Origin of the sequence: Streptomyces sp. NPDC021020 (assembly GCF_044333285.1) — a bacterium.
Taxonomy (GTDB): Bacteria; Actinomycetota; Actinomycetes; order Streptomycetales; family Streptomycetaceae; genus Actinacidiphila.
Map to the genome: position 1 here is coordinate 609,118 of NZ_JBIRQQ010000004.1, position 21,576 is coordinate 630,693.

Annotated in this window: 19 protein-coding genes and 3 tRNA genes; 13 read left to right on the plus strand and 9 right to left on the minus strand. The window is 72.3% G+C overall.

Going from position 1 to position 21,576, the window contains the following annotated elements; translation table 11 throughout:
- Nucleotides 1–105: 105 nt before the first annotated feature.
- Both ACH4SL_RS14385 and ACH4SL_RS14390 read left to right on the plus strand, forming a co-directional pair.
- Nucleotides 106–1,689 (plus strand): acyl-CoA carboxylase subunit beta, encoded by a 1,584-nt coding sequence (locus ACH4SL_RS14385; protein ID WP_398445024.1) that lies wholly within the window; start codon nt 106–108, stop codon nt 1,687–1,689.
- 69 nt (nt 1,690–1,758) lie between these two features.
- Nucleotides 1,759–1,974, plus strand: coding sequence for an acyl-CoA carboxylase subunit epsilon (locus ACH4SL_RS14390; protein WP_398445026.1), 216 nt, complete (start codon nt 1,759–1,761; stop codon nt 1,972–1,974).
- A 79-nt stretch (nt 1,975–2,053) separates the two neighbouring features.
- On the opposite strand, the gene ACH4SL_RS14395 is transcribed toward ACH4SL_RS14390, so the two are convergent.
- The 8 genes from ACH4SL_RS14395 to ACH4SL_RS14430 form a co-directional block, all read right to left on the minus strand.
- Nucleotides 2,054–2,632 carry a GTP-binding protein gene (locus ACH4SL_RS14395; protein ID WP_398445028.1) on the minus strand — a complete coding sequence of 193 codons (579 nt, stop codon included), beginning with the start codon at nt 2,630–2,632 and terminating at the stop codon, nt 2,054–2,056.
- The gene (locus ACH4SL_RS14400) at nt 2,613–3,056 is read right to left on the minus strand and encodes a DUF742 domain-containing protein (protein ID WP_398445030.1); all 444 of its coding nucleotides are present in this window, start codon (nt 3,054–3,056) and stop codon (nt 2,613–2,615) included. The genes ACH4SL_RS14395 and ACH4SL_RS14400 overlap by 20 nt, the downstream gene beginning before the upstream one ends.
- Nucleotides 3,057–3,147: 91 nt before the next feature.
- A complete protein-coding gene (locus tag ACH4SL_RS14405) occupies nt 3,148–3,561 on the minus strand; it encodes a roadblock/LC7 domain-containing protein (RefSeq protein WP_398186884.1) in 414 nt (137 codons plus the stop codon).
- Nucleotides 3,562–3,571: 10 nt separating this feature from the next.
- Entirely contained in the window at nt 3,572–6,889 is a 3,318-nt protein-coding gene (locus ACH4SL_RS14410) for a nitrate- and nitrite sensing domain-containing protein (RefSeq protein WP_398445032.1), read from the minus strand.
- Between the two features lie 321 nt (nt 6,890–7,210).
- On the minus strand, nt 7,211–7,816 hold the full coding sequence (locus ACH4SL_RS14415) for a GTP-binding protein (protein ID WP_398445034.1): 606 nt from the start codon (nt 7,814–7,816) through the stop codon (nt 7,211–7,213).
- Nucleotides 7,797–8,210, minus strand: a complete 414-nt coding sequence (locus ACH4SL_RS14420; RefSeq protein ID WP_398445036.1) for a DUF742 domain-containing protein — start codon at nt 8,208–8,210, stop codon at nt 7,797–7,799. Before ACH4SL_RS14420 ends, ACH4SL_RS14415 begins: the two co-directional genes overlap by 20 nt.
- Nucleotides 8,211–8,331: 121 nt before the next feature.
- Nucleotides 8,332–8,745: a roadblock/LC7 domain-containing protein gene (locus ACH4SL_RS14425; protein ID WP_398445038.1), complete on the minus strand. Its 414-nt coding sequence runs from the start codon at nt 8,743–8,745 to the stop codon at nt 8,332–8,334.
- A gap of 9 nt (nt 8,746–8,754) precedes the next feature.
- Nucleotides 8,755–12,873: a nitrate- and nitrite sensing domain-containing protein gene (locus tag ACH4SL_RS14430; protein ID WP_398445041.1), complete on the minus strand. Its 4,119-nt coding sequence runs from the start codon at nt 12,871–12,873 to the stop codon at nt 8,755–8,757.
- A 589-nt stretch (nt 12,874–13,462) separates the two neighbouring features.
- Here ACH4SL_RS14430 and ACH4SL_RS14435 point away from each other — a divergent pair.
- From ACH4SL_RS14435 to ACH4SL_RS14465, 7 genes are all read left to right on the plus strand, one after another.
- The gene (locus ACH4SL_RS14435) at nt 13,463–13,663 is read left to right on the plus strand and encodes a hypothetical protein (RefSeq protein ID WP_398445043.1); all 201 of its coding nucleotides are present in this window, start codon (nt 13,463–13,465) and stop codon (nt 13,661–13,663) included.
- A gap of 73 nt (nt 13,664–13,736) precedes the next feature.
- Complete coding sequence (locus ACH4SL_RS14440; protein WP_398445046.1) at nt 13,737–14,558, plus strand: fumarylacetoacetate hydrolase family protein; 822 nt, start codon at nt 13,737–13,739, stop codon at nt 14,556–14,558.
- Nucleotides 14,551–16,050, plus strand: a complete 1,500-nt coding sequence (gene gltX / locus ACH4SL_RS14445) for a glutamate--tRNA ligase (protein ID WP_398445047.1) — start codon at nt 14,551–14,553, stop codon at nt 16,048–16,050. Before ACH4SL_RS14440 ends, gltX begins: the two co-directional genes overlap by 8 nt.
- 94 nt (nt 16,051–16,144) lie before the next feature.
- Complete coding sequence (locus ACH4SL_RS14450) at nt 16,145–16,864, plus strand: HAD family hydrolase (RefSeq protein ID WP_398445049.1); 720 nt, start codon at nt 16,145–16,147, stop codon at nt 16,862–16,864.
- A gap of 83 nt (nt 16,865–16,947) precedes the next feature.
- Nucleotides 16,948–17,019: transfer RNA gene (locus tag ACH4SL_RS14455), tRNA-Gln, on the plus strand.
- A gap of 14 nt (nt 17,020–17,033) precedes the next feature.
- Nucleotides 17,034–17,106: transfer RNA gene (locus tag ACH4SL_RS14460), tRNA-Glu, on the plus strand.
- A 65-nt stretch (nt 17,107–17,171) separates the two neighbouring features.
- Nucleotides 17,172–17,244: transfer RNA gene (locus tag ACH4SL_RS14465), tRNA-Glu, on the plus strand.
- Nucleotides 17,245–17,400: 156 nt separating this feature from the next.
- On the opposite strand, the gene ndgR is transcribed toward ACH4SL_RS14465, so the two are convergent.
- Nucleotides 17,401–18,117, minus strand: a complete 717-nt coding sequence (gene ndgR, locus ACH4SL_RS14470) for an IclR family transcriptional regulator NdgR (protein ID WP_398445051.1) — start codon at nt 18,115–18,117, stop codon at nt 17,401–17,403.
- A 134-nt stretch (nt 18,118–18,251) separates the two neighbouring features.
- Here ndgR and leuC point away from each other — a divergent pair, with 134 nt between their 5' ends.
- The 4 genes from leuC to ACH4SL_RS14490 all read left to right on the plus strand — a co-directional run bounded on the left by leuC (nt 18,252) and on the right by ACH4SL_RS14490 (nt 21,439).
- Nucleotides 18,252–19,676, plus strand: a complete 1,425-nt coding sequence (gene leuC, locus ACH4SL_RS14475) for a 3-isopropylmalate dehydratase large subunit (protein ID WP_398445053.1) — start codon at nt 18,252–18,254, stop codon at nt 19,674–19,676.
- Between the two features lie 5 nt (nt 19,677–19,681).
- The gene (gene leuD / locus ACH4SL_RS14480; RefSeq protein ID WP_398445055.1) at nt 19,682–20,275 is read left to right on the plus strand and encodes a 3-isopropylmalate dehydratase small subunit; all 594 of its coding nucleotides are present in this window, start codon (nt 19,682–19,684) and stop codon (nt 20,273–20,275) included.
- Nucleotides 20,276–20,474: 199 nt separating this feature from the next.
- Nucleotides 20,475–20,699, plus strand: coding sequence for a hypothetical protein (locus ACH4SL_RS14485; RefSeq protein ID WP_398445057.1), 225 nt, complete (start codon nt 20,475–20,477; stop codon nt 20,697–20,699).
- A 131-nt stretch (nt 20,700–20,830) separates the two neighbouring features.
- Nucleotides 20,831–21,439 carry an HU family DNA-binding protein gene (locus ACH4SL_RS14490; protein ID WP_398445059.1) on the plus strand — a complete coding sequence of 203 codons (609 nt, stop codon included), beginning with the start codon at nt 20,831–20,833 and terminating at the stop codon, nt 21,437–21,439.
- Nucleotides 21,440–21,576 lie beyond the last annotated feature (137 nt).

Below are 21,576 nucleotides of genomic sequence, written 5' to 3' on the forward strand. Positions count from 1 at the left end.
ATGCCCCCGTCGAGCCCTGTCTGTGGGATTCCGCCATGAAGCGGCGACGGACACTGTACGAAGTCGATGGCCCGTTTCGCGGCCGTCGGCTCGTACTGTCGTTGCATGACCACATCGGAAGAGGTGCCCGCAGAGGTGACCGACACCCGGGGACGGGTGGCCGAGCTCCTCGCCATCCGCGCCCAGGTCGTCGCCGGACCGAGCGAGAAGGCGACCGAGGCACAGCGCGCCAAGGGCAAGCTCACCGCCCGCGAGCGGATCGACCTGCTGCTGGACGAGGGCACCTTCCGCGAGGTGGAGCCGCTGCGGCGGCACCGCGCGACGGGCTTCGGGCTGGAGGAGAAGCGCCCCTACACCGACGGTGTGATCACCGGCTGGGGTACGGTCCACGGCCGGACGGTCTTCGTCTACGCGCACGACTTCCGGATCTTCGGCGGCGCGCTCGGCGAGGCGCACGCCACCAAGATCCACAAGATCATGGACATGGCCATCGCGGCCGGCGCCCCGCTCATCTCGCTCAACGACGGCGCCGGCGCCCGTATCCAGGAGGGCGTCTCCGCGCTCGCCGGCTACGGCGGCATCTTCCAGCGCAACACCCGCGCCTCCGGCGTCATCCCGCAGATCAGCGTGATGCTCGGCCCGTGCGCGGGCGGCGCCGCGTACTCCCCGGCGCTCACCGACTTCGTGTTCATGGTCCGCGAGACCTCGCAGATGTTCATCACCGGACCGGACGTGGTCCAGGCCGTCACCGGTGAGCAGATCACCCAGAACGGCCTGGGCGGCGCCGACGTCCACTCCGCGGTCTCCGGCGTCGCGCACTTCGCGTACGACGACGAGCAGACCTGCCTGGAGGAGGTGCGCTACCTGCTCTCGCTGCTCCCGCAGAACAACCGGGAGAACCCGCCGGCCGTCGAGAGCCAGGACCCCGCCGACCGGCGCAGCGAGGCGCTGCTCGATCTGGTGCCCGCCGACGCGAACCGCTCGTACGACATGCACAAGGTCATCGAGGAGATCGTCGACGACGGCGACTTCCTGGAGGTCCACGAGCGCTGGGCCACCAACATCATCTGCGCCCTGGCCCGGCTCGACGGCCAGGTGGTCGGCATCGTCGCCAACCAGCCCGCCTCGCTCGCCGGGGTGCTGGACATCGAGGCGTCCGAGAAGTCGGCCCGCTTCGTGCAGATGTGCGACGCCTTCAACATCCCCATCATCACCCTGTTGGACGTCCCCGGCTTCCTGCCGGGCGTCGCCCAGGAGCACGGTGGGATCATCAGGCACGGTGCCAAGCTGCTGTACGCCTACTGCAACGCCACCGTGCCGAGGATCTCGCTGATCCTGCGCAAGGCCTACGGCGGCGCGTACATCGTGATGGACAGCCAGTCCATCGGCGCCGACCTGACCTACGCGTGGCCGACCAACGAGATCGCGGTGATGGGCGCCGAGGGCGCGGCCAACGTCATCTTCCGCCGGCAGATCGCCGGTGCCGACGACCCCGAGGCCATGCGCGCCGCGATGGTCAAGGAGTACAAGGCCGAGCTGATGCATCCCTACTACGCCGCCGAACGCGGCCTGGTGGACGACGTCATCGACCCGACGGAGACCCGCGAGGTGCTGATCAGCTCGCTGGCCATGCTCCGCACCAAGCACGCGGACCTACCCTCGCGCAAGCACGGCAACCCGCCGCAGTAGCCCGCACCGCAGCCGCACACCCGCGAACCTGCCACCCGGCAACCGCAACCACCCCGGTAGCCAGTACCCATGGAGACCACTGTGAGCACTCCCGCCGATTCCCTCGTGCGCGTCGAGAAGGGCCATGTCGCCCCCGAGGAGCTGGCCGCGATCACCGCGATCCTGCTCGCCCGGGCCGCGGCCGGCGGCGACGCCGTCCCCGTCCGCCCCGCCCGCTCCACCGCCGGCTGGCGCCGGCTGGAGCGCACCCCGGGCTTCCGCGCCCCGCACTCCTGGCAGGGCTGAGCGCGCCCCGCGTCGCGACGCACGAGAGGGCCCCGCAACCGAACGGTTGCGGGGCCCTCTCGCGTGCCGGGGCCGCGCTTCAGCGCAGGCGTGCCAGCAGGGCGTGCTCGACAAGGGTGATCAGGGCGCTCTTGGCTTCGGCGCGGTGCCGGGCGTCGGTGGTGATGATGGGTGCCTCGGGGCCGATCTGCAGTGCCTCGCGGACCTCTTCGGGGTTGTACGGCTGGTGTCCGTCGAAGCCGTTGAGGGCGATGACGAAGGGCAGGCCGCTGTTCTCGAAGTAGTCGACGGCGGGGAAGCAGTCGGCCAGGCGCCGGGTGTCGACGAGGACGACGGCGCCGATCGCGCCGCGTACCAGGTCGTCCCACATGAACCAGAAGCGGTCCTGTCCGGGGGTGCCGAACAGGTAGAGGATCAGGTCCTGGTCCAGCGTGATGCGGCCGAAGTCCATGGCGACCGTGGTGGTGGTCTTGTCCTGGACGTGGCTGAGGTCGTCGATGCCGGCCGACGCGGAGGTCATGACGGCCTCGGTGCGCAGCGGGTTGATCTCGGAGACGGCGCCGACGAACGTGGTCTTGCCCACGCCGAAGCCGCCCGCCACGACGATTTTCGCGGAAGTAGTGGCGCGCGCCGGGCCGCTAGAGCTTCCGAAGTCCACTGAGCACCCTCTCAAGCAGTGTCACATCTGGCTGTCCGCCGGCGGCCTCGTCGCCGCCCGGCTGGTGAATCGTGACCAGGCCGGCCTCGGCCAGGTCGGCCACCAGGATCCTGACCACGCCGAGCGGTATGGTCAGCAGCGCGGAGATCTCCGCGATCGACTTGACCTCACGGCACAGCAGGCAGATCCGCTGGTGTTCCGGCAGCTGCCCGCGCAGCCGCTCGGGGTCGGCGGTGGTGCTGACCAGCGCCTCGATGGCGAGCTGGTAACGCGGCCTGGTGCGGCCGCCGGTCATGGCGTACGGGCGTACGAATCCGCTCGGCGTCTGCGGGCGCCGCCCCGCGGCTGGGGCCTGCGGGTGGTACGGGTTCGCAGGCGGCTGGTGCGAGCTGCCGTACGGCTGCGCGCCGGGTGACGTGCTCACGAGTCCTCCTCCTTGCGGCCGCGGCGCCCGCTGCCTGCCCCGGACCTCCGGGACGGTCGCGGGCCCGCACGCCCGTTCGCTGGTGGGTCGCTCAGTCGAGCAGGCTGCCTTGCAGTTCTGCCCTGAGGTCGGGGGTGAGTACGGTGCCTGCGCGGTCGACGAGCAGGGCCATTTCGTAGCCGACGAGGCCGATGTCGCACTCGGGGTGGGCGAGTACGGCGAGGGAGGAGCCGTCGGAGACGGACATGATGAAGAGGAAGCCGCGTTCCATCTCGACGACGGTCTGGTTGACGGTGCCGCCCTCGAAGATGCGGGAGGCTCCGGCGGTCAGCGAGGTCAGTCCTGAGGCGACGGCGGCGAGCTGGTCGGCGCGGTCCCGCGGGAATCCGTCGGACATCGCGAGCAGCAGGCCGTCGGCGGAGACCACCACGGTGTGGGACACCCCGGGGGTGTTGTCCACGAAGTTGGTGATCAACCAGTTCAGGTTCTGTGCCGCCTGGCTCATCGGACTCAACTTAGCGCTCCTGGTTCTGTGGGCCGCCGAAGTGGGGGTCGGAGGCCTGTCCGTTCGTGTCAGTTCCAGCAGTGCGCCCTTGCTGGACGCCACGCCGCAGGTTACTCAACCGGCCGCGGACGTCTTCGGGTGCGCGGGAGACCTGTGGGCCGCCCTGCGGGGTCTGCGTTGCGGCACCCGGGACCAGGTTGGCCTTGGGTACCCGCCGTGGCAGGCCGGAGGGGGTGACCCCGCCTGCCTTCGGCTCGCGGACCGTCTCGGCCCGCTGCCAGTTCTCGTCGTTGTTCGACCGCCAGTCGGAGGCTTCCGACCGGGGCTGGTTCTGGGGCTGGGGCGGCTCCTGAGCGGGCTGGTCCTGCGGTGACGTACGGGGCTTCCGGTCCCGGCGCGGCAGTCCGGCGTCCGTCAGCGAGGGGGAGCCTACGCTGTCGGACGGCTGCTCGGGGAGCGGCGGAACGGATTCGGTTACACCCCCGTCAGATCCCGGCCACTCGCTCTGAGCAGGCCGGTAATCTGCAGGGTCGGCCTGCTGCCCGTTCCCGGCCGCCGCCGGCGGGTAGCCGCCCGCGCCGTAGCCGCCGTCGTCGCCCGCACCGTAGGACGCCGGGGCGCCCGCGCCCTGCTGGTCGTACGCCTGCGCGAAGAATCCGTTCTGCTCTTGCGGCTGCCCCGGCGGCTGCTCGTAGCCCTGCGGGTAGGGCTGCTCGTAGCCCTGGCCGTAACCCGGCGCGTAACCGCCGCCCGCGCCGTAGCTGTCCGGTTCCTGCTGCGCCGGGTAGCCCTGCGCGTCGTAGCCGCCCTGGAGGGGCTGCTCGTAGCCCTGCGGGGCGTAACCGGCGTCGTAGCCCTGCGGATAGCCCTGGGCGGCCGCGTAGCCGCCCTGCGGCTCGTACGGGGCCTCCGGGCCCGGCTGCGGTGCTTCGGGGGCCTGCGCGGCGTGCGCGGCCGCCCGGCGCTGCTCCGGCGGGGCCGGCGGCTCGGCGCCGTCCCCCGGGCGGTCGGCGGAGACCGCCGCCTCCAGCTGCGCCCGGCGGTCGCCGTGCCGCAGCGAGCGGCCCACCGGGTCGAGGCCGGGGGCGCCCGGCTCGTAACGTGAGTCGTCGAAGCCCAGTTCGGCCGCGGTGCGGGCGCTCGGCCCCGCCGTCCCGAAGGTCTCCGGCACGATCCGCGACACGGTGAAGTCGCTCTCGCTGCCGCCGAGTTCCTCCTCGCCGCCACCGCCGTGGGTGATCGGCTCGGGCAGCATCACCAGCGAGGTGGTGCCCGCCTGCTCGCCGGACGGCCGCAGCTGGACCCGGATGCCGTGCCGGTCGGACAGCCGGCCGACCACGAACAGGCCCATGCGCTTGGCGACCTCGACGTCCACGGTGGGCGGGTCGGCCAGCTTGTGGTTGATGTCCGCGAAGTCCTCGGCGGTCAGGCCGATGCCCTTGTCGTGGATCTCGACCATCACCCGGCCGTCCGGCAGCCGGGTCGCGGTCACCCGCACCTTGGTCTGCGGCGAGGAGAACGTGGTCGCGTTCTCCAGCAGCTCGGCGAGCAGGTGCACCAGGTCGCTGACCGCGCTGCCGTGGATGTCGGTGTCCGGGATGCCGACCAGCTCGATGCGGTCGTACGCCTCCACCTCGGAGGCGGCCGCGCGCAGCACGTCGACGAGCGGCACCGCCTGGTTCCACTGCCGGGCCGGCTCCTCGCCCGCGAGGACCAGCAGGTTCTCGCCGTTGCGCCGCATACGGGTCGCGAGGTGGTCCATCCGGAACAGGCTCTCCAGCTGGTCCGGATCCGCCTCGTTGTTCTCCAGGTCGGTGATCAGCTCCAGCTGGCGCTGGATGAGGCTCTGGTTGCGCAGGCTGAGGTTGGTGAAGATCGCGTTGACGTTGCCGCGCAGCAGCGCCTGCTCCGAGGCCAGCCGGACGGCCTCGCGGTGCACCTGGTCGAAGGCGCGGGCGACCTCGCCGATCTCGTCGCGGGTGGCGATCGGGATGGGCGCGACCGAGGTGTCCACCCGGCCGGGATCGGTGCGCGACAGCTGGTCGACCATGCCCGGCAGCCGGGTCTCGGCGATCTCGAAGGCCGCGCCGCGCAGCCGCCGCATGCTGCGGCTCATGGTGCGCGCCACCAGACCGGCCACCACGAAGGCGGCGATCAGCGCGAGCACCACGGCCACCGCGTTGACGATGGCGTCCCGCTTGGCGTCGGAGGCGATCGTCGACGCGTCCGAGGCCGCCTGGTCGGCGAGCGACACCTCGACCGTGCGGTAGGCGTCGAAGGACAGCGTGGAGGCCGCGAAGTAGGTCTCGGGCGTGATGCCCTCGGCGGCGAGCTGCGCGGTGGTGCGGCCCGGGGTGGCGATCTCGGTGACCATCTTGGTCAGCGCCGGCGGCACCACGAACGGCTGCCCGGCGGCGGCCGCCTGGTCCTTGGCCCGCGCGGTGGCCTCCCGGCCCTTCTGGAGCGCGGCGTTCTGCGCGTCCTTGAGCCGCTGCACGTCCTGCGCGGTGCCGCCGCTGTTGTACTCCTCCAGGGCGATGCCCTCCAGGTACTGGTACGAGCCGAGCGCCGTCTTCATCAGCGCCAGCTCGTCGGGGGAGGGGCCCTGCTCGACCAGGATGTGCATGCCGATCGAGCGGGTCAGCGACTCCGCCGCCTTCGACAGCGAGTCGGCGTACAGGGTGCGGCCGTAGGCGGTGATGTTGCTGGTGCCGTAGCCCAGCTCGTTGGCCAGCTCCATCAGCGGGTGCTGGATCCTGACGTACCACTCCTCGGTCTGCACACCGGTGAGCTTCTTGGTGTACGCGGCCTTGCGCAGCGAGGCGAGCTGCGGCTCGACCGAGCGGAAGGTGGCCATCCGGCGCACCAGCCCGGCCTCGTGCGGCATCCGGCCCGCCGCGTCGTTGAAGGCCTGCGCGGCGGTGTCGGTGGCGGCCCGCGCGGTCTTCACGGCCGGGTCGGAGGTCTTCCCGGCGAGCAGCGGAACCACCGTGTTGTCCCGCTCGTTCATCAGTGCGTCGCTGTACGTCGCCGCGGCGCGGACCAGTTCGGCGGTGCGCACCGCGTCGTCGGCCTGGTGCCAGGTGCTGACGGCGCTGTTGACGCGGAAGCCGCCGAGGACGAGGGCGACGAGCACGGGTATCAGGAGGATCGCGTTCAGCCGGGTGGCCACCCGCCAGTTGCGCACGCTGAAGCGGCCGCCGGGGTCGGGGGGCGCGGGGACGTCCGGCCCGCCGTCGGCGGGAGTGCTCCCGGAGCGCTGGGGCGGCGTGAAATTCCCCCGCGGGCCGTGCTCGGTCCCCGTCTCGGCTCGCCTGGTGTTCCTCACTGGACCAACAACCTCTCGGCGACGGCGCAACGACGGCCGTTCCTACTCTCGGGTTCTGCGAATTCCAGCACGTCGTGGGGGCACTAGCCAAACGTGTGGCGGGAGCGCGGGGAAGGGGTGAGGGGTACGGGAAGAGCCGACGATCGCCGCAAAATCGGACATATGTCGGCAAGTGTGTACGCGCTGCGGCACCGGCCGAGCGCGTCCCGTGGTCGCCGCGGGCGGAAAGTCTCTCGAAATGTTATGAAGGCGGGCCGTCCGTGTCGCACGACACGGACGGCCCGCCAGGCCCCCTCAGGGGCAAGGTGCCGATGGCATGTGCTACTTGAGGCGTGCCAGCAGCGCGTGCTCGACGAGCGTGATCAGGGCGCTCTTGGCCTCGGCGCGGTGCCGGGCGTCGGTGGTGATGATGGGTGCCTCGGGGCCGATCTGGAGTGCCTCGCGGACTTCCTCGGGACGGTACGGCTGGTGTCCGTCGAAGCCGTTGAGGGCGATGACGAAGGGCAGGCCGCTGTTCTCGAAGTAGTCGACGGCGGGGAAGCAGTCGGCGAGCCGCCGGGTGTCGACGAGGACGACGGCGCCGATCGCGCCCCGCACGAGGTCGTCCCACATGAACCAGAAGCGGTCCTGTCCGGGGGTGCCGAACAGGTAGAGGATCAGGTCGTCGTCGAGCGTGATGCGGCCGAAGTCCATGGCGACCGTGGTGGTGGTCTTGTCCTGGACGTGGCTGAGGTCGTCGATGCCGGCCGACGCGGAGGTCATGACGGCCTCGGTGCGCAGCGGGTTGATCTCGGAGACGGCGCCGACGAACGTGGTCTTGCCCACGCCGAAGCCGCCCGCCACCACGATCTTCGCGGAGGTCGTCGACCGCGCCGGCTGCGTGCCGTACGACGGCTGCGGCTGTGCTCTAGAGCTTCCGAAGTCCACTGAGCACCCTCTCAAGCAGTGTCACATCTGGCTGACCGCCGGCTTCGCCGCTGCCCGGCTGGTGGATGGCCACCATGCCGGCCTCGGCGAGGTCGGCCACGAGGATGCGGGCCACGCCCAGCGGAATGGCGAGCAGCGCGGAGATCTCGGCCACCGACTTGATCTCACGCGTCAGGTGGCAGATCCGCTGGTGCTCGGGCAGCAGCCCCCCGTACTGGGCCGGGTCGGCGGTGGTGCTGACCAGCGCCTCTATCGCCAGCTGGTAGCGGGGCCTGGTGCGGCCACCGGTCATGGCGTACGGCCGCACCAGCGGCTGGTCGCCTTCCACTCCGTACGGCGCGTGGTGTGACGCGCCGTACGGGCCTTGGCCCGGTGAGGCGGGTGGCGGGGTCATGAGGGTCCTCCGTGTCCGGGCAGTGCGTGTCGCGGTGCGGAAAAACGGGAACGTGCGGGCGGATGTAGGACGGTGGCGCGGGCGGCGGAGAAGAGGTCCGCGCGCCCGCGCCGGCAGCGGGCTAGTGCATCAGGCTGCCTTGCAGTTCTGCCCTGAGGTCGGGGGTGAGTACGGTGCCTGCGCGGTCGACGAGCAGGGCCATTTCGTAGCCGACGAGGCCGATGTCGCACTCGGGGTGGGCGAGTACGGCGAGGGAGGAGCCGTCGGAGACGGACATGATGAAGAGGAAGCCGCGTTCCATCTCGACGACGGTCTGGTTGACGGTGCCGCCCTCGAAGATGCGGGAGGCTCCGGCGGTCAGCGAGGTCAGTCCTGAGGCGACGGCGGCGAGCTGGTCGGCGCGGTCCCGCGGGAATCCGTCGGACATCGCGAGCAGCAGGCCGTCGGCGGAGACCACCACGGTGTGGGACACCCCGGGGGTGTTGTCCACGAAGTTGGTGATCAACCAGTTCAGGTTCTGTGCCGCCTGGCTCATCGCACTCAACTAACGCTCCTGATGATTCGTACCGAAACCACGGCCGTCGGTGGTCCCGCCACCGGCCTGCCGGCCCTGCTGGATACCCCGCCGGAGGTTGGTCAGCCGGCCGCGGACGTCGTCCGGGGCGCGGGAGACCTGCGGGCCGCCCTGCTGCGGCGTCGCCTGGGTGGCGCCGCCGGCCACGAGGTTGGCCCGCGGCACCCGGCGCGGCAGTCCCGACGGGGTGACCCCGCCGGCGGACGGCTCGCGCACCGACTCCGCGCGCTGGCGCAGCGCGTCGTTGGGCGAGGTCCGCCAGTTCGGCGTCTCCCGCGGCAGCGGCTGCGCCGACGGCCCCGCGGGCGCGGGCTGCGCCTGCTGCGAGGTGGCGGGCCGCGCCTGCGGGCCCGACGCGGCCGGGGCCCCCGGGCGTTCGGCGGTACGGGGCCGCTGCGGCGGCGCGGTGCGGCCCACCGGGCGCGGCGCGGGGGCCTGCCGGCCCTGGGCGCTCTGCTCGACGTGGATCTGCTGCATCCGCTCGGCCTGGCCCGTGCGGAACCAGTCGGACTCGATCGCCGAGAAGATCGGCGTCGGCTCGTCCCCGCGCGTCGGGGCCGGCGGCAGCGCCATCGGCTCCGCGGGCTGCGGCTCCTGGCGCGGCTGGCCCGGGTGCGGCTGGAACAGGCCGCGGTGCGACCCGGTGCCGTCGAGGCCCTCGGGGCCCGGCACCTCGTACGGCTGCTGCGCGGGCAGCGCGTGCCCGCCCGGCAGGCCCTGCGGCTGCGGGGCCGGGAACTGCCCGGTGCCGCCGACGAAACCGTCCTCGGCGCGGACCGCGGGGAATTGCGCGGTGTCGCCCGGTCCGCCCTGGCCGGGGCGGTTGCCCTGACCCGACTGCACGGGCCGCGGCGGCGCGGGGACGGGCGGGAACTGCGCGGTGTCGCCCGGACCGCTCGGGGCCCGGAAGCTGCCGGTGTCCGCGGGGGCGCCGGGCCCACCGGGAAGCCGGTACTGCCCGGTGCCGTCGGCCTGCTCGTGACCGGGGCGGTTCGGGGCGGGGAACTGCCCGGTGTCGCCAGGGCGGCCCTGCGCGGGGAACTGCCCGGTGTCGCCGGGGCGGCCGGTGGCGGGGAACTGCCCGGTGTCGCCCGGACGGCCGGGCGCCGGGAACTGGCCCGTGTCGCCGGGGCGGCCCTGCGCGGGGAACTGCCCGGTGCCGTACGTCTCCTGCGGCGTGCGGCCGCGGGGGAAGTCCCGGTCGTCGCGGTCGTTGCCGCCCTGCTGCCGGACCGGGAAGTTCCCGGTGTCCTCGCGCCGCGGCGCGTCCTGGCCGAAGCCGTCGCGGCCGAAGCCCTCGGGTGCGAAGTCGTCCTCGGCGCGGACCGCCGGGAATTGCGCGGTGTCGCCCGGTCCGCCCTGGCCGGGGCGACCGCCCTGCCCCTGACCCTGGCCCTGGCCGGGCCGGTCGTCCGGGGTGGCCGCGGGGCCCTGGCGCGGGCCGGAGCGTCCGCCGAAGACGTCGGAGCGGAAGCCGCTCGGCCCGGTGTCCTGCGGCTGCGGGGCCGGGAACTGCCCGGTGCCGCCGTCCTGGCGGGCGCCGAACGGGTCGTCCGCGCCGCCCTGCCGGAAGTCCGCGCGGGCCCCGGTACCGGGCGCCGGCTCGACGTCCTCGTGGCCGCGCGGCGCGTCCGGCAGGCCGCGGCTGTCGCCGAAGCCCTGGCCCTGCGGCCCGTCCTGCGCCGCCCAGCGGGGCGCCGGGGGCTGCTGCGGGCCGCCGGCGCGGCCGGGTGCGCCGCCCGCGGGGGCGGCCGGCGCGTTGCCCGCGCCGAGCGCCGGGCGCTGCCCGCCGCCCGCGACCTGCCCGCGCTGCTGGGGCCGGCCGACCTGGGGCGAGTTGCCGAACGCGCTGGTGAGGCCGGGGCCGCCGGCGCCCGAGGGCACGGCGCCGGCCGCGGCGGCCGGGCCGCCCGCCGCCGGGGCCGCGGCGCCGGGCCGCTGCCCGCCGCCGGCCGCGGCGTTCGCCTTGGCCGCGCCCTGCGTGACGTCGACCGGCAGCATGACCAGCGCCGTCGTACCGCCCGAGTCGGACGGCCGGAGCTGGATGCGGATGCCGTGCCGCAGCGACAGCCGGCCGACCACGAACAGGCCCATGCGGCGGGAGACGGAGACGTCCACCGTCGGCGGGTTGGCCAGCCGCTCGTTGATGTCGGCCAGGTCCTCCGGGGACAGGCCGATGCCGGTGTCGTGGATCTCGATCAGCACCCGCCCGTCGGGCAGCGCGTGACCGGTGACCCGCACCTTGGTCTGCGGCGAGGAGAACGACGTGGCGTTCTCCAGCAGCTCGGCGAGCAGGTGCACGAGGTCGTTGACGACGCGGCCGGTGACCTCGGCCGACGGCACCGACGTCAGCTCGATGCGCTCGTACTGCTCCACCTCGGAGGCCGCGGCGCGCAGCACGTCGACCAGCGGGACCGGCCGGGTCCACCGGCGGCCCGGCTCCTCACCGGCGAGGACCAGCAGGTTCTCACCGTTGCGGCGCATACGGGTCGCGAGGTGGTCCAGCTTGAACAGCGACGACAGCTGGTCCGGGTCGGCCTCGCGCGACTCCAGCTCGGAGATGAGCGACAGCTGGCGCTGGATGAGGCCCTGGCTGCGGCGCGAGAGGTTGGTGAACATCGCGTTGACGTTGCCCCGCAGCAGGGCCTGCTCGGCGGCGAGCCGCACGGCCTCGCTGTGGACCTCGTCGAAGGCGCGGGCCACCTGGCCGATCTCGTCACGGCTGTTGATGCCGATCGAGGCGACCGAGGTGTCGACGTCCTGCGGGTCGCTGTCGGACAGCTGCTTGACCAGCTCCGGCAGCCGCTTCTGGGCGACTTCCTGGGCGGTCTGCTGCAGCCGGCGCAGCGAGCGGATCATGGAGCGGGCGACGACGAAGGCGCCGACCACGGCGATGCCGAGGACCAGCAGGATGAGCGCGCCGGAGATCAGCGCGTCCTGCTTGGCGGAGTCCTGGAGCTCCAGGGACTTCTGCCGCATCTCCTCCAGCAGCGACTGCTCGATGCGGTTCATCGCGTCGATCTTCGCCTTGGCGGCGTCGTCCCAGTCCAGGTACGACTCCGTCAGACCCGCGATGCCGTCGGGGGAGCGGGCCACGCGCACGGCGTCGGCGTCGTGCTTGTTGATGGTCTCGTTGTCGCCCTGGATCGGGCTGAGCAGCTGGGCGCTGGGCGTGCCGTAGATGGTGGTGAACCGCGAGAGGTTGAGGTCCTCCTGCGAGGACGCCAGCTTCATCTCCTGGTAGTCGCCCGGGAGCAGGCTCGGCTTGTCGCCGGTCTTGGTCTGGGCGAGCGCCGCGCTGACCACCGCGCGCTGGATCGACTCGTACTCCTTGGCGGAGGAGAAGGCCGCCAGGGCACGGGTGCTGGTCACCATCTCGGAGTTCTGGGTCGCCTGCGCCATGTCGACCGACAGACCCAGCAGGGACTGGATGAAGCTGTCGTACGTGGTGACGGTCTGGGCGATCGAGGAGTTCTCGGAGTTGTAGGCGCTGTCGCGCAGTGACGCCAGGCCCGCCAGCTGCGCGTCGATCGCGATGAGGCTGGAGCGGACGCCGCTGTAGAGGTCGTCGGACGAGTCGAGCTCGTCGCTCGCCGTGCGGTACGCCTTCTCCGCGCGGTCGGTGGCGGTACGGGACTGCGTCACCGCGTCCGTCGTGCGGCCGGTGGAGAGCGGCCCCGCGGAGCTGTCGCGCTCCTCGGCCAGGGCGTCGGCCAGCACGGTCGCCTTCTCGGCGATCTCGGTCAGCGAGTCCAGGCGCTGCAGCTGGTCGATGTTCTGCAGCGTGGTGTTGACGCGCAGGCCGCCGAGCGCGCCGGCGGTGACCACCGGCAGGGCCAGCAGCGACACCAGACGGGTGCTGATGCGCCAGTTGCGCATGGCTATTCGGGCGCCGGGTTTGCCGTTCAGGCCGGTGATCCGGCCCGCCTCGATCCCGCTGGGCGTGCTCGTCCGTCCGCCGGCCGCAGCCGTGCCCGGCGTGGCCGTCCCGGAGTCGCCCGCGGCCTGGGCAGGACCGTTGCCGGTCCCGCCGGGCTGCTGCTCCGGGTCGCCCGCCGCGCCGCTGTCCCTCTTGAAACGTCCCTGCACTAGCGTCGCAACCTCTGGACCAGGCGTCCCCCGCGGTGAGGCGAAAGGGACGGTGTCGAGTCATGGGGGCCCTGGCCACCCCGCTCTGACTGTCGAGGAGGCCGTGCAGGCCCTTCACCGCCGCTCGGCACTCGTGCACGCCCCCTGCGCGCGCCGGCTCGATGTGATGCGGCGGTCCGGGAGATTCCAGCACAGTGCCGGATCCCCCAACAAGGGCCGTAGCCGACCTGTTGGAATCCGTGACCGACCGTGGCAGCGCTCCCACCGTGCGTATACCGATGATCTTGTGGATTCCGGCCATTACCGGCATCCCGGACAAGATCACCCAGGAGGTACGTGACCCCCTGTGAGCCGGATGTGCGGGCGGTTTCCGGTCATTGGCGCCGCTTGTCGGATTCCGGTACCCGACCGGAGTGTCCGTGATGCCGGAAAACGTACGCACTTGGTGAGCAAAATCACAGCCCGTCAGGTGACTGGCCCCTCGGGTGCGGGGAATGGGCGCGGCTAACGTTGTGGTTTACACGAGTCGTACTTCTGTCAACCGCGGCCCGCCAGGCGGGTCCCCGAGTCCGCGAGGTCCCGAGCGCCGATGAAGACCACCATGATTGTCCGCCGCATCGCCAACCCGCGGCGCACCACTCTCGCGCACCTGAAGGACGCCTCGGAACTCACCGCCGCTGTGACCTCCGTCGCTCCCGAGGCAGCCGCGGCGGAGCGTGCGCTGCCGGCCACGACGGCCAACCCGCGGCGCACGGTTCTCACCGAGATGCCCAAGCCGCCCGCCGCCTGAACCCCGCACCCCACGGCTGACCTGCGGCGACGCTCCGTCCGGCGGGACGGCCGCGGACGATAGGCTTGCGCTCATGCGCATCGCCAGGTTCTCCATCGACGGCAATGTCGCCTTCGGCGCTGTCGAAGGCGACCCGACGTCCGGCCCGGGCGGTCCCGGCAGCCTGGACGGCCTCGTCGTCGACATCATCAAAGGCGTCCCCTTCGCGGACTTCGAGCTGTCCGGCACCAAGGTGCCGCTGGGCCAGTCCGACTCCGTACGGCTGCTGCCGCCCGTGCTCCCCAGCAAGGTCGTCGCGATCGGCCGCAACTACGCCGCCCACGCGGCCGAGCTGGGGAACGAGGTGCCGGACGCGCCCTGGGCCTTCTTCAAGCCCTCCACCTCCGTGATCGGGCCCGGCGACAGCATCGTCTACCCGTCCTTCTCGCACGAGGTGCACCACGAGGCGGAGCTGGCGGTCGTCATCGGCCGGCTGTGCCGCGAAGTGCCGCGCGAGCGGGTCAAGGACGTCATCCTCGGCTACACCTGCGCCAACGACGTCACGGCGCGGGACACCCAGCGGACCGAGAAGCAGTGGGCGCGGGCCAAGGGCTTCGACTCCTCCTGCCCGCTCGGCCCGTGGATCGAGACCGGCATCGACCTCGCGGGCGCCGCCGACCTGGCGATCACCGCGACGGTCAACGGCGAACTGCGGCAGGCCGGCCGCACCGGGCAGATGATCCACTCCATCGAGGACCTGGTCGTCAACGTCAGCGAGGCGATGACCCTGCTGCCCGGCGACGTCATCCTCACCGGCACTCCCGCCGGGGTCGGCCCGCTGACCCCCGGCGACGAGGTCGCCGTCACCATCGAAGGCATCGGCACTCTCACCAACAAGGTGATCTCGCGTGGCTAGCGCCCCCACCCCCCCTCCCGCGGACTCCGGCATCCGGGTCCGCTTCTGCCCCTCGCCGACCGGCAACCCGCATGTCGGGCTGGTCCGCACGGCCCTGTTCAACTGGGCCTTCGCCCGCCACCACCAGGGCACCCTGGTGCTGCGCATCGAGGACACCGACGCCGCGCGCGACTCCGAGGAGTCCTACAACGCGCTGCTGGACTCGCTGCGCTGGCTCGGCCTCGACTGGGACGAGGGCCCCGAGGTCGGCGGCCCGCACCCGCCCTACCGGCAGTCCCAGCGCATGGACCTCTACGCCGACGTCGTGCGGCGGCTGAAGGAGGCCGGCCACGCGTACGACTGCTACTGCTCCACCGAGGAGCTGGACGCCCGCCGCGACGCCGCCCGCGCCGCCGGCCGCCCCTCCGGCTACGACGGGCACTGCCGCGAGCTGACCGCCGAGCAGGTGGCCGCCTACACCGCCGAGGGCCGCAAGGCCGTCGTGCGCTTCCGGATGCCGGACAAGGTGATCACCTTCACCGACCTGGTGCGCGGCGAGCTGTCCTTCAGCCCGGAGAACGTCCCGGACTACGGGATCGTGCGGGCGAACGGCGCCCCGCTCTACACCCTGGTCAACCCGGTCGACGACGCCGCCATGGGCATCACCCACGTGCTGCGCGGCGAGGACCTGCTGTCGTCCACCCCGCGGCAGATCGCGCTGTACGAGGCGCTCACCGAGCTGGGGCTGGCGAAGTACACCCCGAGCTTCGGGCACCTGCCGTACGTCATGGGCGAGGGCAACAAGAAGCTGTCCAAGCGCGACCCGGAGTCCTCGCTCAACCTCTACCGCGAGCGCGGCTTCCTGCCCGAGGGGCTGCTGAACTACCTCTCCCTGCTCGGCTGGTCCCTCTCCGCCGACCGCGACGTCTTCTCCAAGGACGAGATGGTCGCGGCGTTCGACATCGGGGACGTCAACGCCAACCCGGCCCGCTTCGACCTGAAGAAGGCCGAGGCGATCAACGCCGACCACATCCGGCTGCTGGACCCCGCCGCCTTCGCCGAGGCCTGCCGGCCGTGGCTGCGGGCCCCGTACGCGCCCTGGGCGCCGGAGGACTTCGACGAGGCCGCCTGGCAGGCCATCGCGCCCCACGCGCAGACCCGGCTGACGGTGCTGTCCGACATCACCGCCAACGTCGACTTCCTCTTCCTGCCCGAGCCCGCGGACGACGAGGCGTCCTGGGCCAAGGCGATGAAGGAGGGCTCCGACGCCCTGCTGCGCACCGCCCGGGAGAAGCTCGCCGGCGCCGACTGGACGAGCCCCGAGGCGCTCAAGGAGGCCGTGCTGGCCGCCGGCGAGGCGCACGGCCTCAAGCTCGGCAAGGCCCAGGCCCCGGTGCGGGTCGCGGTGACCGGCCGCACGGTCGGGCTGCCGCTCTTCGAGTCGCTCCAGGTGCTCGGCCGCGAGCGGTCGCTGACCAGGATCGACCGCGCCCTGGCCCGCCTCGCGGGCTGACCGGGGGCGTGCCCCGCCGATCCGGGGGCACGCCACCGGCGCATGACCGGCGCAGCCCCCGCGGGCGCCGCCCGGCCCGGCTAGATTGGCCGGTATGGCGATCCGCGCGGTGCTGTGGGACATCGACGACACGCTTTTCGACTACGGCGGTGCCGAGCGCACCGGTATGCGGCACCACCTGGCACACGAGGGCCTGCCCGACGGTTACGACGACGTCGAGCAGGCCCTCGACCGTTGGCGGGACCTGACCGTGCGGCACTGGGAGCGGTTCGCCGCCGGCGAGGTCGGCTTCGACGGGCAGCGCTGGGACCGGGTACGGGACTTCCTGGGCGCGCCGCTGCCCGACGCCGAGGCGGAGGAGTGGTTCGAGCGGCACCGGGGGCACTACGAGGCCGCCTGGGCGCTCTTCCCGGACGCGCTGCCCGCGCTGGACGGCCTGGCGGCCGGCTACCGGCACGCGGTGCTGTCCAACTCCGCCTTCGAGCACCAGGACCGCAAGCTGCGGGCGCTGGGCGTACGCGACCGCTTCGAGGTGCTGCTGTGCGCCGCCGAGCTGGGCGTCCACAAGCCGGACGCGGCCGCCTTCCACGCCGCCTGCGAGGCCCTGGGGCTGGCGCCGCGGGAGGTCGCGTACGTCGGCAACGAGCCGGACATCGACGCGCGCGGTGCCATGGACGCGGGGCTGCTGGGCATCTGGCTGGACCGCGGCGGCAGCGGCGGGCGGCCCGATCTGACCCGCATCACCGGGCTCGGCGAGCTGGCCGCGATGCTCCGTCCCGATACTCGTTTTGGTGCGGTGTCCCTGATCGGGTAATGTTCTTCCTGCGCCGCCGGAGAGGCCGAAAGGCCCGGACCGGAAGCGCAAGCCGAACAAGACCCGCAGGGGTTGCGTTTTGGTGGGGTATGGTGTAATTGGCAACACGGCTGATTCTGGTTCAGTTGTTCTAGGTTCGAGTCCTGGTACCCCAGCGCGTTTCGTGCGAGCCCCCGTTGTGTAGCGGCCTAGCACGCTGCCCTCTCAAGGCAGTAGCGCCGGTTCGAATCCGGTCGGGGGTACAGATCCTTCACTCCGTTCTCATCGGGTCGCTCCCGGTCCGGACGATGACAGGATCGCCAGGCCTGCCCCCGTTGTGTAGCGGCCTAGCACGCTGCCCTCTCAAGGCAGTAGCGCCGGTTCGAATCCGGTCGGGGGTACGCATCCGCAGCACATGCGAAACCGAGCCCGTCGCGCCAGTCGCGGCGGGCTCCGGTGTTTTCCGGGGCCGGGCACGGATGTGTCCCGTGTCACGCGTCCCCCCGGTCCACGGCGTCATCGGCGCGGACCGGGCGGGCGGAAGGGCGGGGGAGAGGTCAGCCGGTGCGGCGCAGGGCCTCGGAGAGCCGTGCGGCGGCGTCCACGACGGCCTGGGCGTGCATCCGGCCCGGGTGCCGGGTCAGCCGCTCGATCGGGCCGGAGACCGACACCGCGGCCACCACCCGGTTCGAGGGCCCGCGCACCGGGGCCGAGACGGACGCCACACCCGGCTCCCGCTCGCCGATCGACTGCGCCCAGCCCCTGCGCCGCACGCCGGACAGCGCGGTGGCCGTGAAGCGCGCCCCCTGCAGTCCGCGGTGCAGCCGCTCGGGCTCCTCCCAGGCCATCAGGACCTGCGCGGCCGAGCCGGCCTTCATCGGCAGTGTGGAGCCGACCGGCACCGTGTCCCGCAGTCCGGACAGCCGCTCGGCGGCGGCGACGCAGATGCGCATGTCGCCCTGCCGCCGGTAGAGCTGGGCGCTCTCGCCGGTCACGTCCCGCAGGTGCGTGAGGACGGGGCCCGCCGTGGCGAGCAGCCGGTCCTCGCCGGCCGCGGCGGCCAGTTCGGAGAGCCGCGGGCCGAGGATGAAGCGGCCCTGCATGTCGCGGGCCACCATGCGATGGTGTTCGAGCGCGACCGCCAGCCGGTGCGCGGTGGGGCGGGCGAGACCCGTGGCGCCGACAAGGCCGGCCAGGGTGGCCGGTCCTGACTCCAGTGCGCTGAGCACCAGAGCGGCCTTGTCGAGAACGCCGACGCCGCTAGAGTTGTCCATGCAACGATACTCGCGTCTCACACTCTGAAACGCAAGTTCAATTTCTCCCGGAACCCGTCAGGCTGGGAGGACAGCGCAGAAACAACACACCGAGTTGGCCGGGGTCGACGACGCCCCAGGCCGGAGGGACAGCGATGGGTAGGACACTCGCGGAAAAAGTCTGGGACGACCATGTCGTCCGCCGCGCCGAAGGCGAGCCCGATCTGCTCTTCATCGATCTCCACCTGCTCCACGAGGTGACCAGCCCGCAGGCGTTCGACGGGCTGCGGATGAACGGCAGGCAGGTGCGCCGCACCGACCTCACCATCGCCACCGAGGACCACAACACCCCGACCCTCGACATCGACAAGCCGATCGCCGACCCGGTCTCCCGCACGCAGCTGGAGACGCTGCGCAAGAACTGCGCCGAGTTCGGCGTGCGGCTGCACCCGCTGGGCGACGTCGAGCAGGGTGTGGTGCACGTGGTCGGCCCGCAGCTGGGCCTGACCCAGCCGGGCACGACGGTGGTGTGCGGTGACAGCCACACCTCCACGCACGGCGCGTTCGGCGCGCTGGCGTTCGGCATCGGCACCTCGCAGGTCGAGCACGTGCTCGCGACCCAGACGCTGCCGCTGGCGCCGTTCCGGACCATGGCCGTCACCGTCGACGGCGAGCTGCCCGAGGGCGTCACGGCCAAGGACCTGATCCTCGCCGTGATCACGCAGATCGGCACCGGCGGCGGCCAGGGCTACGTCATCGAGTACCGCGGCTCGGCCATCGAGAAGCTGTCGATGGAATCCCGGATGACCGTCTGCAACATGTCGATCGAGGCGGGCGCCCGCGCGGGCATGATCGCCCCCGACCGGACCACCTTCGACTACCTGAAGGGCCGCGTCCACGCGCCCCAGGGCGAGGACTGGGACGCCGCGGTCGCGTACTGGGAGACGCTGCGCACCGACGACGACGCGGTCTTCGACCACGAGGTGCGGATCGACGCGGCGACCCTCTCGCCGTTCGTCACCTGGGGCACCAACCCCGGCCAGGGCGCGCCGCTGAGCGCGTCGGTGCCCGACCCGGCCTCGTTCGCCGACCCCGGCGACCGGCTGTCGGCGGAGAAGGCGCTGGAGTACATGGGCCTGAACGCCGGGCAGCCGCTGCGCGAGGTCGCCGTGGACACCGTCTTCGTCGGCTCGTGCACCAACGGCCGGATCGAGGACCTGCGGGCCGCGGCCTCCGTGGTGCAGGGCCGCAAGGTCGCCGACGGCGTCCGCATGCTGGTCGTGCCGGGTTCGGTACGGGTCGCGCTGCAGGCCGTCGAGGAGGGCCTGGACAAGGTCTTCACCGCGGCCGGCGCCGAGTGGCGGCACGCGGGCTGCTCGATGTGCCTGGGCATGAACCCCGACCAACTGGCGCCCGGCGAGCGCAGCGCGTCCACGTCCAACCGCAACTTCGAGGGGCGGCAGGGCAAGGGCGGCCGCACCCACCTGGTCTCCCCGCAGGTCGCGGCCGCGACGGCGGTGCTGGGCCACCTCGCCTCGCCCGCCGACCTGTCCGACGCGCCCGTACTGACGGAGGTCTGAGCCCGATGGAAGCCTTCACCACCCACACCGGCCGGGCCGTGCCGCTGCGCCGCGGCAATGTCGACACCGACCAGATCATTCCCGCGCACTGGCTGAAGAAGGTCACGCGCAACGGCTTCGAGGACGGGCTGTTCGAGGCCTGGCGCAAGGACCCGGAGTTCGTCCTGAACCGCCCCGAGCGGCAGGGTGCCACCGTGCTGGTGGCCGGCCCCGACTTCGGCACCGGCTCGTCCCGCGAGCACGCCGTGTGGGCGCTGCAGAACTATGGTTTCAAGACCGTGATCTCCTCCCGCTTCGCCGACATCTTCCGCGGCAACTCGCTCAAGAACGGCCTGCTCACGGTCGTGCTGCCGCAGGAGACCGTCGACGCGCTGTGGGAGCTGACCGAGGCCGACCCGACGGCGGAGATCACCGTCGACCTGGTCGCCCGCGAGGTCCGCGCCGAGGGCGTGACCGCGTCGTTCGAGCTGGACGACAACGCGCGCTGGCGGCTGCTGGAAGGGCTGGACGACATCAGCCTGACGCTGGCCAACGAGGCGGACATCGCCGCCTTCGAGGCGGGCCGGCCGTCCTTCAAGCCCAGCACCGTCCGGGTCTGAGCGACTGGCACCACCGCCGGAACCACCGGCACACCGCACCACCCAAGCGCCCTCCGCGTTCCCGCGGGGGGCGCTTTGCCGTGCTCGCGCGCCCCCGCAGCGGTGCGCGCGCTCGTCCAAAAGACCGGTCCGCGGGCGCCGGAGCACCCGGTTGGCCCTGTCACGCCTGACAACTCGCCGCAGATGGCACAATCGACGCATGGAACCCGACGGCCAACTCCAGCTCTACGGGGTTCTCGCCGCGCGGCTGAAGCAGGCGCACACCCGGGTCGCCAATCCCGAAGTCCCTGATGAGACCAGGCGGGAGTTGACCCGCAGGCTCCTCGGGGTGACCGCCGCGGCCAAGCACGACCTCGCCGACGCCGCCCGGCGTCTCGACGTGCTGACCGCGGAGTTGGACGCCCTCGGAATCCCCGATCGGTGATCGCGTAACCCCTGAGTGTGTTGCGGCACAAGGGTGATTCGCCCGTTTCGTATTTGATTTGCGGTATATATCCCCCTAGCGTGCGAAAAGGCCCGCACTCATTCGCCGGGCAAGTTTCCGAAGGGGAAGACGTGAACAAGGCGCAGCTCGTAGAGGCGATTGCCGACAAGGTGGGCGGCCGGCAGGCCGCCGCGGACGCGGTTGACGCGGTTCTCGACGCGGTCGTCCGCGCGGTGGTGGCCGGCGACCGGGTGTCGGTCACCGGCTTCGGTTCGTTCGAGAAGGTGGAACGACCCGCCCGCTACGCCCGCAATCCCCAGACCGGGGAGCGGGTCCGGGTCAAGAAGACCTCGGTGCCGCGCTTCCGCGCGGGCCAGGGCTTCAAGGACCTGGTCAGCGGTACGAAGAAGCTCCCGCGCAGCGGTGAGGTCTCGGTCAAGAAGGCCCCCAAGGGCAGCCTGTCCGGCGGCGCCTCCACCACCGCGCGGACCACCACCAAGAAGGCCGCCGCGAAGAAGGCCACGGCGGCGAAGAAGACCGCCGCCAAGAAGACCACCGCGGCGAAGAAGGCCACGGCGAAGAAGGCCACGGCAGCGAAGAAGACCGCCGCCAAGAAGACCACGGCGGCCAAGAAGACCGCGGCCAAGAAGGCGCCGGCGAAGAAGGCGACCGCCAAGAAGACCCCGGGCAAGAAGACCGCGGCCCGCAAGACCACCGCCAAGCGCGCCGCCGCCAGGTAGGCCGCTCCCCCCACCGCCACCCGGGAGCCGTCCGGGCCGCGCGGCCGCCACGGCCGGCACCGCACGACCCCGGGATCCGCCAGAACCGCACCGGGCCGGGCACCCCCAGGGTGACCCGGCCCGCGCCGTACCCGAGC

Bases quoted from the DNA above. Each gene is read 5' to 3' on its own strand.
- ACH4SL_RS14385 (WP_398445024.1), top strand. From the start codon at position 106: ATGACCACATCGGAAGAGGTGCCCGCAGAGGTGACCGACACCCGGGGA.
- ACH4SL_RS14390 (WP_398445026.1), top strand. From the start codon at position 1,759: ATGGAGACCACTGTGAGCACTCCCGCCGATTCCCTCGTGCGCGTCGAG.
- ACH4SL_RS14405 (WP_398186884.1), bottom strand. From the start codon at position 3,561: ATGAGCCAGGCGGCACAGAACCTGAACTGGTTGATCACCAACTTCGTG.
- ACH4SL_RS14420 (WP_398445036.1), bottom strand. From the start codon at position 8,210: ATGACCCCGCCACCCGCCTCACCGGGCCAAGGCCCGTACGGCGCGTCA.
- ACH4SL_RS14425 (WP_398445038.1), bottom strand. From the start codon at position 8,745: ATGAGCCAGGCGGCACAGAACCTGAACTGGTTGATCACCAACTTCGTG.
- ACH4SL_RS14435 (WP_398445043.1), top strand. From the start codon at position 13,463: ATGAAGACCACCATGATTGTCCGCCGCATCGCCAACCCGCGGCGCACC.
- ACH4SL_RS14440 (WP_398445046.1), top strand. From the start codon at position 13,737: ATGCGCATCGCCAGGTTCTCCATCGACGGCAATGTCGCCTTCGGCGCT.
- ACH4SL_RS14450 (WP_398445049.1), top strand. From the start codon at position 16,145: ATGGCGATCCGCGCGGTGCTGTGGGACATCGACGACACGCTTTTCGAC.
- ndgR (WP_398445051.1), bottom strand. From the start codon at position 18,117: ATGGACAACTCTAGCGGCGTCGGCGTTCTCGACAAGGCCGCTCTGGTG.
- leuC (WP_398445053.1), top strand. From the start codon at position 18,252: ATGGGTAGGACACTCGCGGAAAAAGTCTGGGACGACCATGTCGTCCGC.
- leuD (WP_398445055.1), top strand. From the start codon at position 19,682: ATGGAAGCCTTCACCACCCACACCGGCCGGGCCGTGCCGCTGCGCCGC.
- ACH4SL_RS14485 (WP_398445057.1), top strand. From the start codon at position 20,475: ATGGAACCCGACGGCCAACTCCAGCTCTACGGGGTTCTCGCCGCGCGG.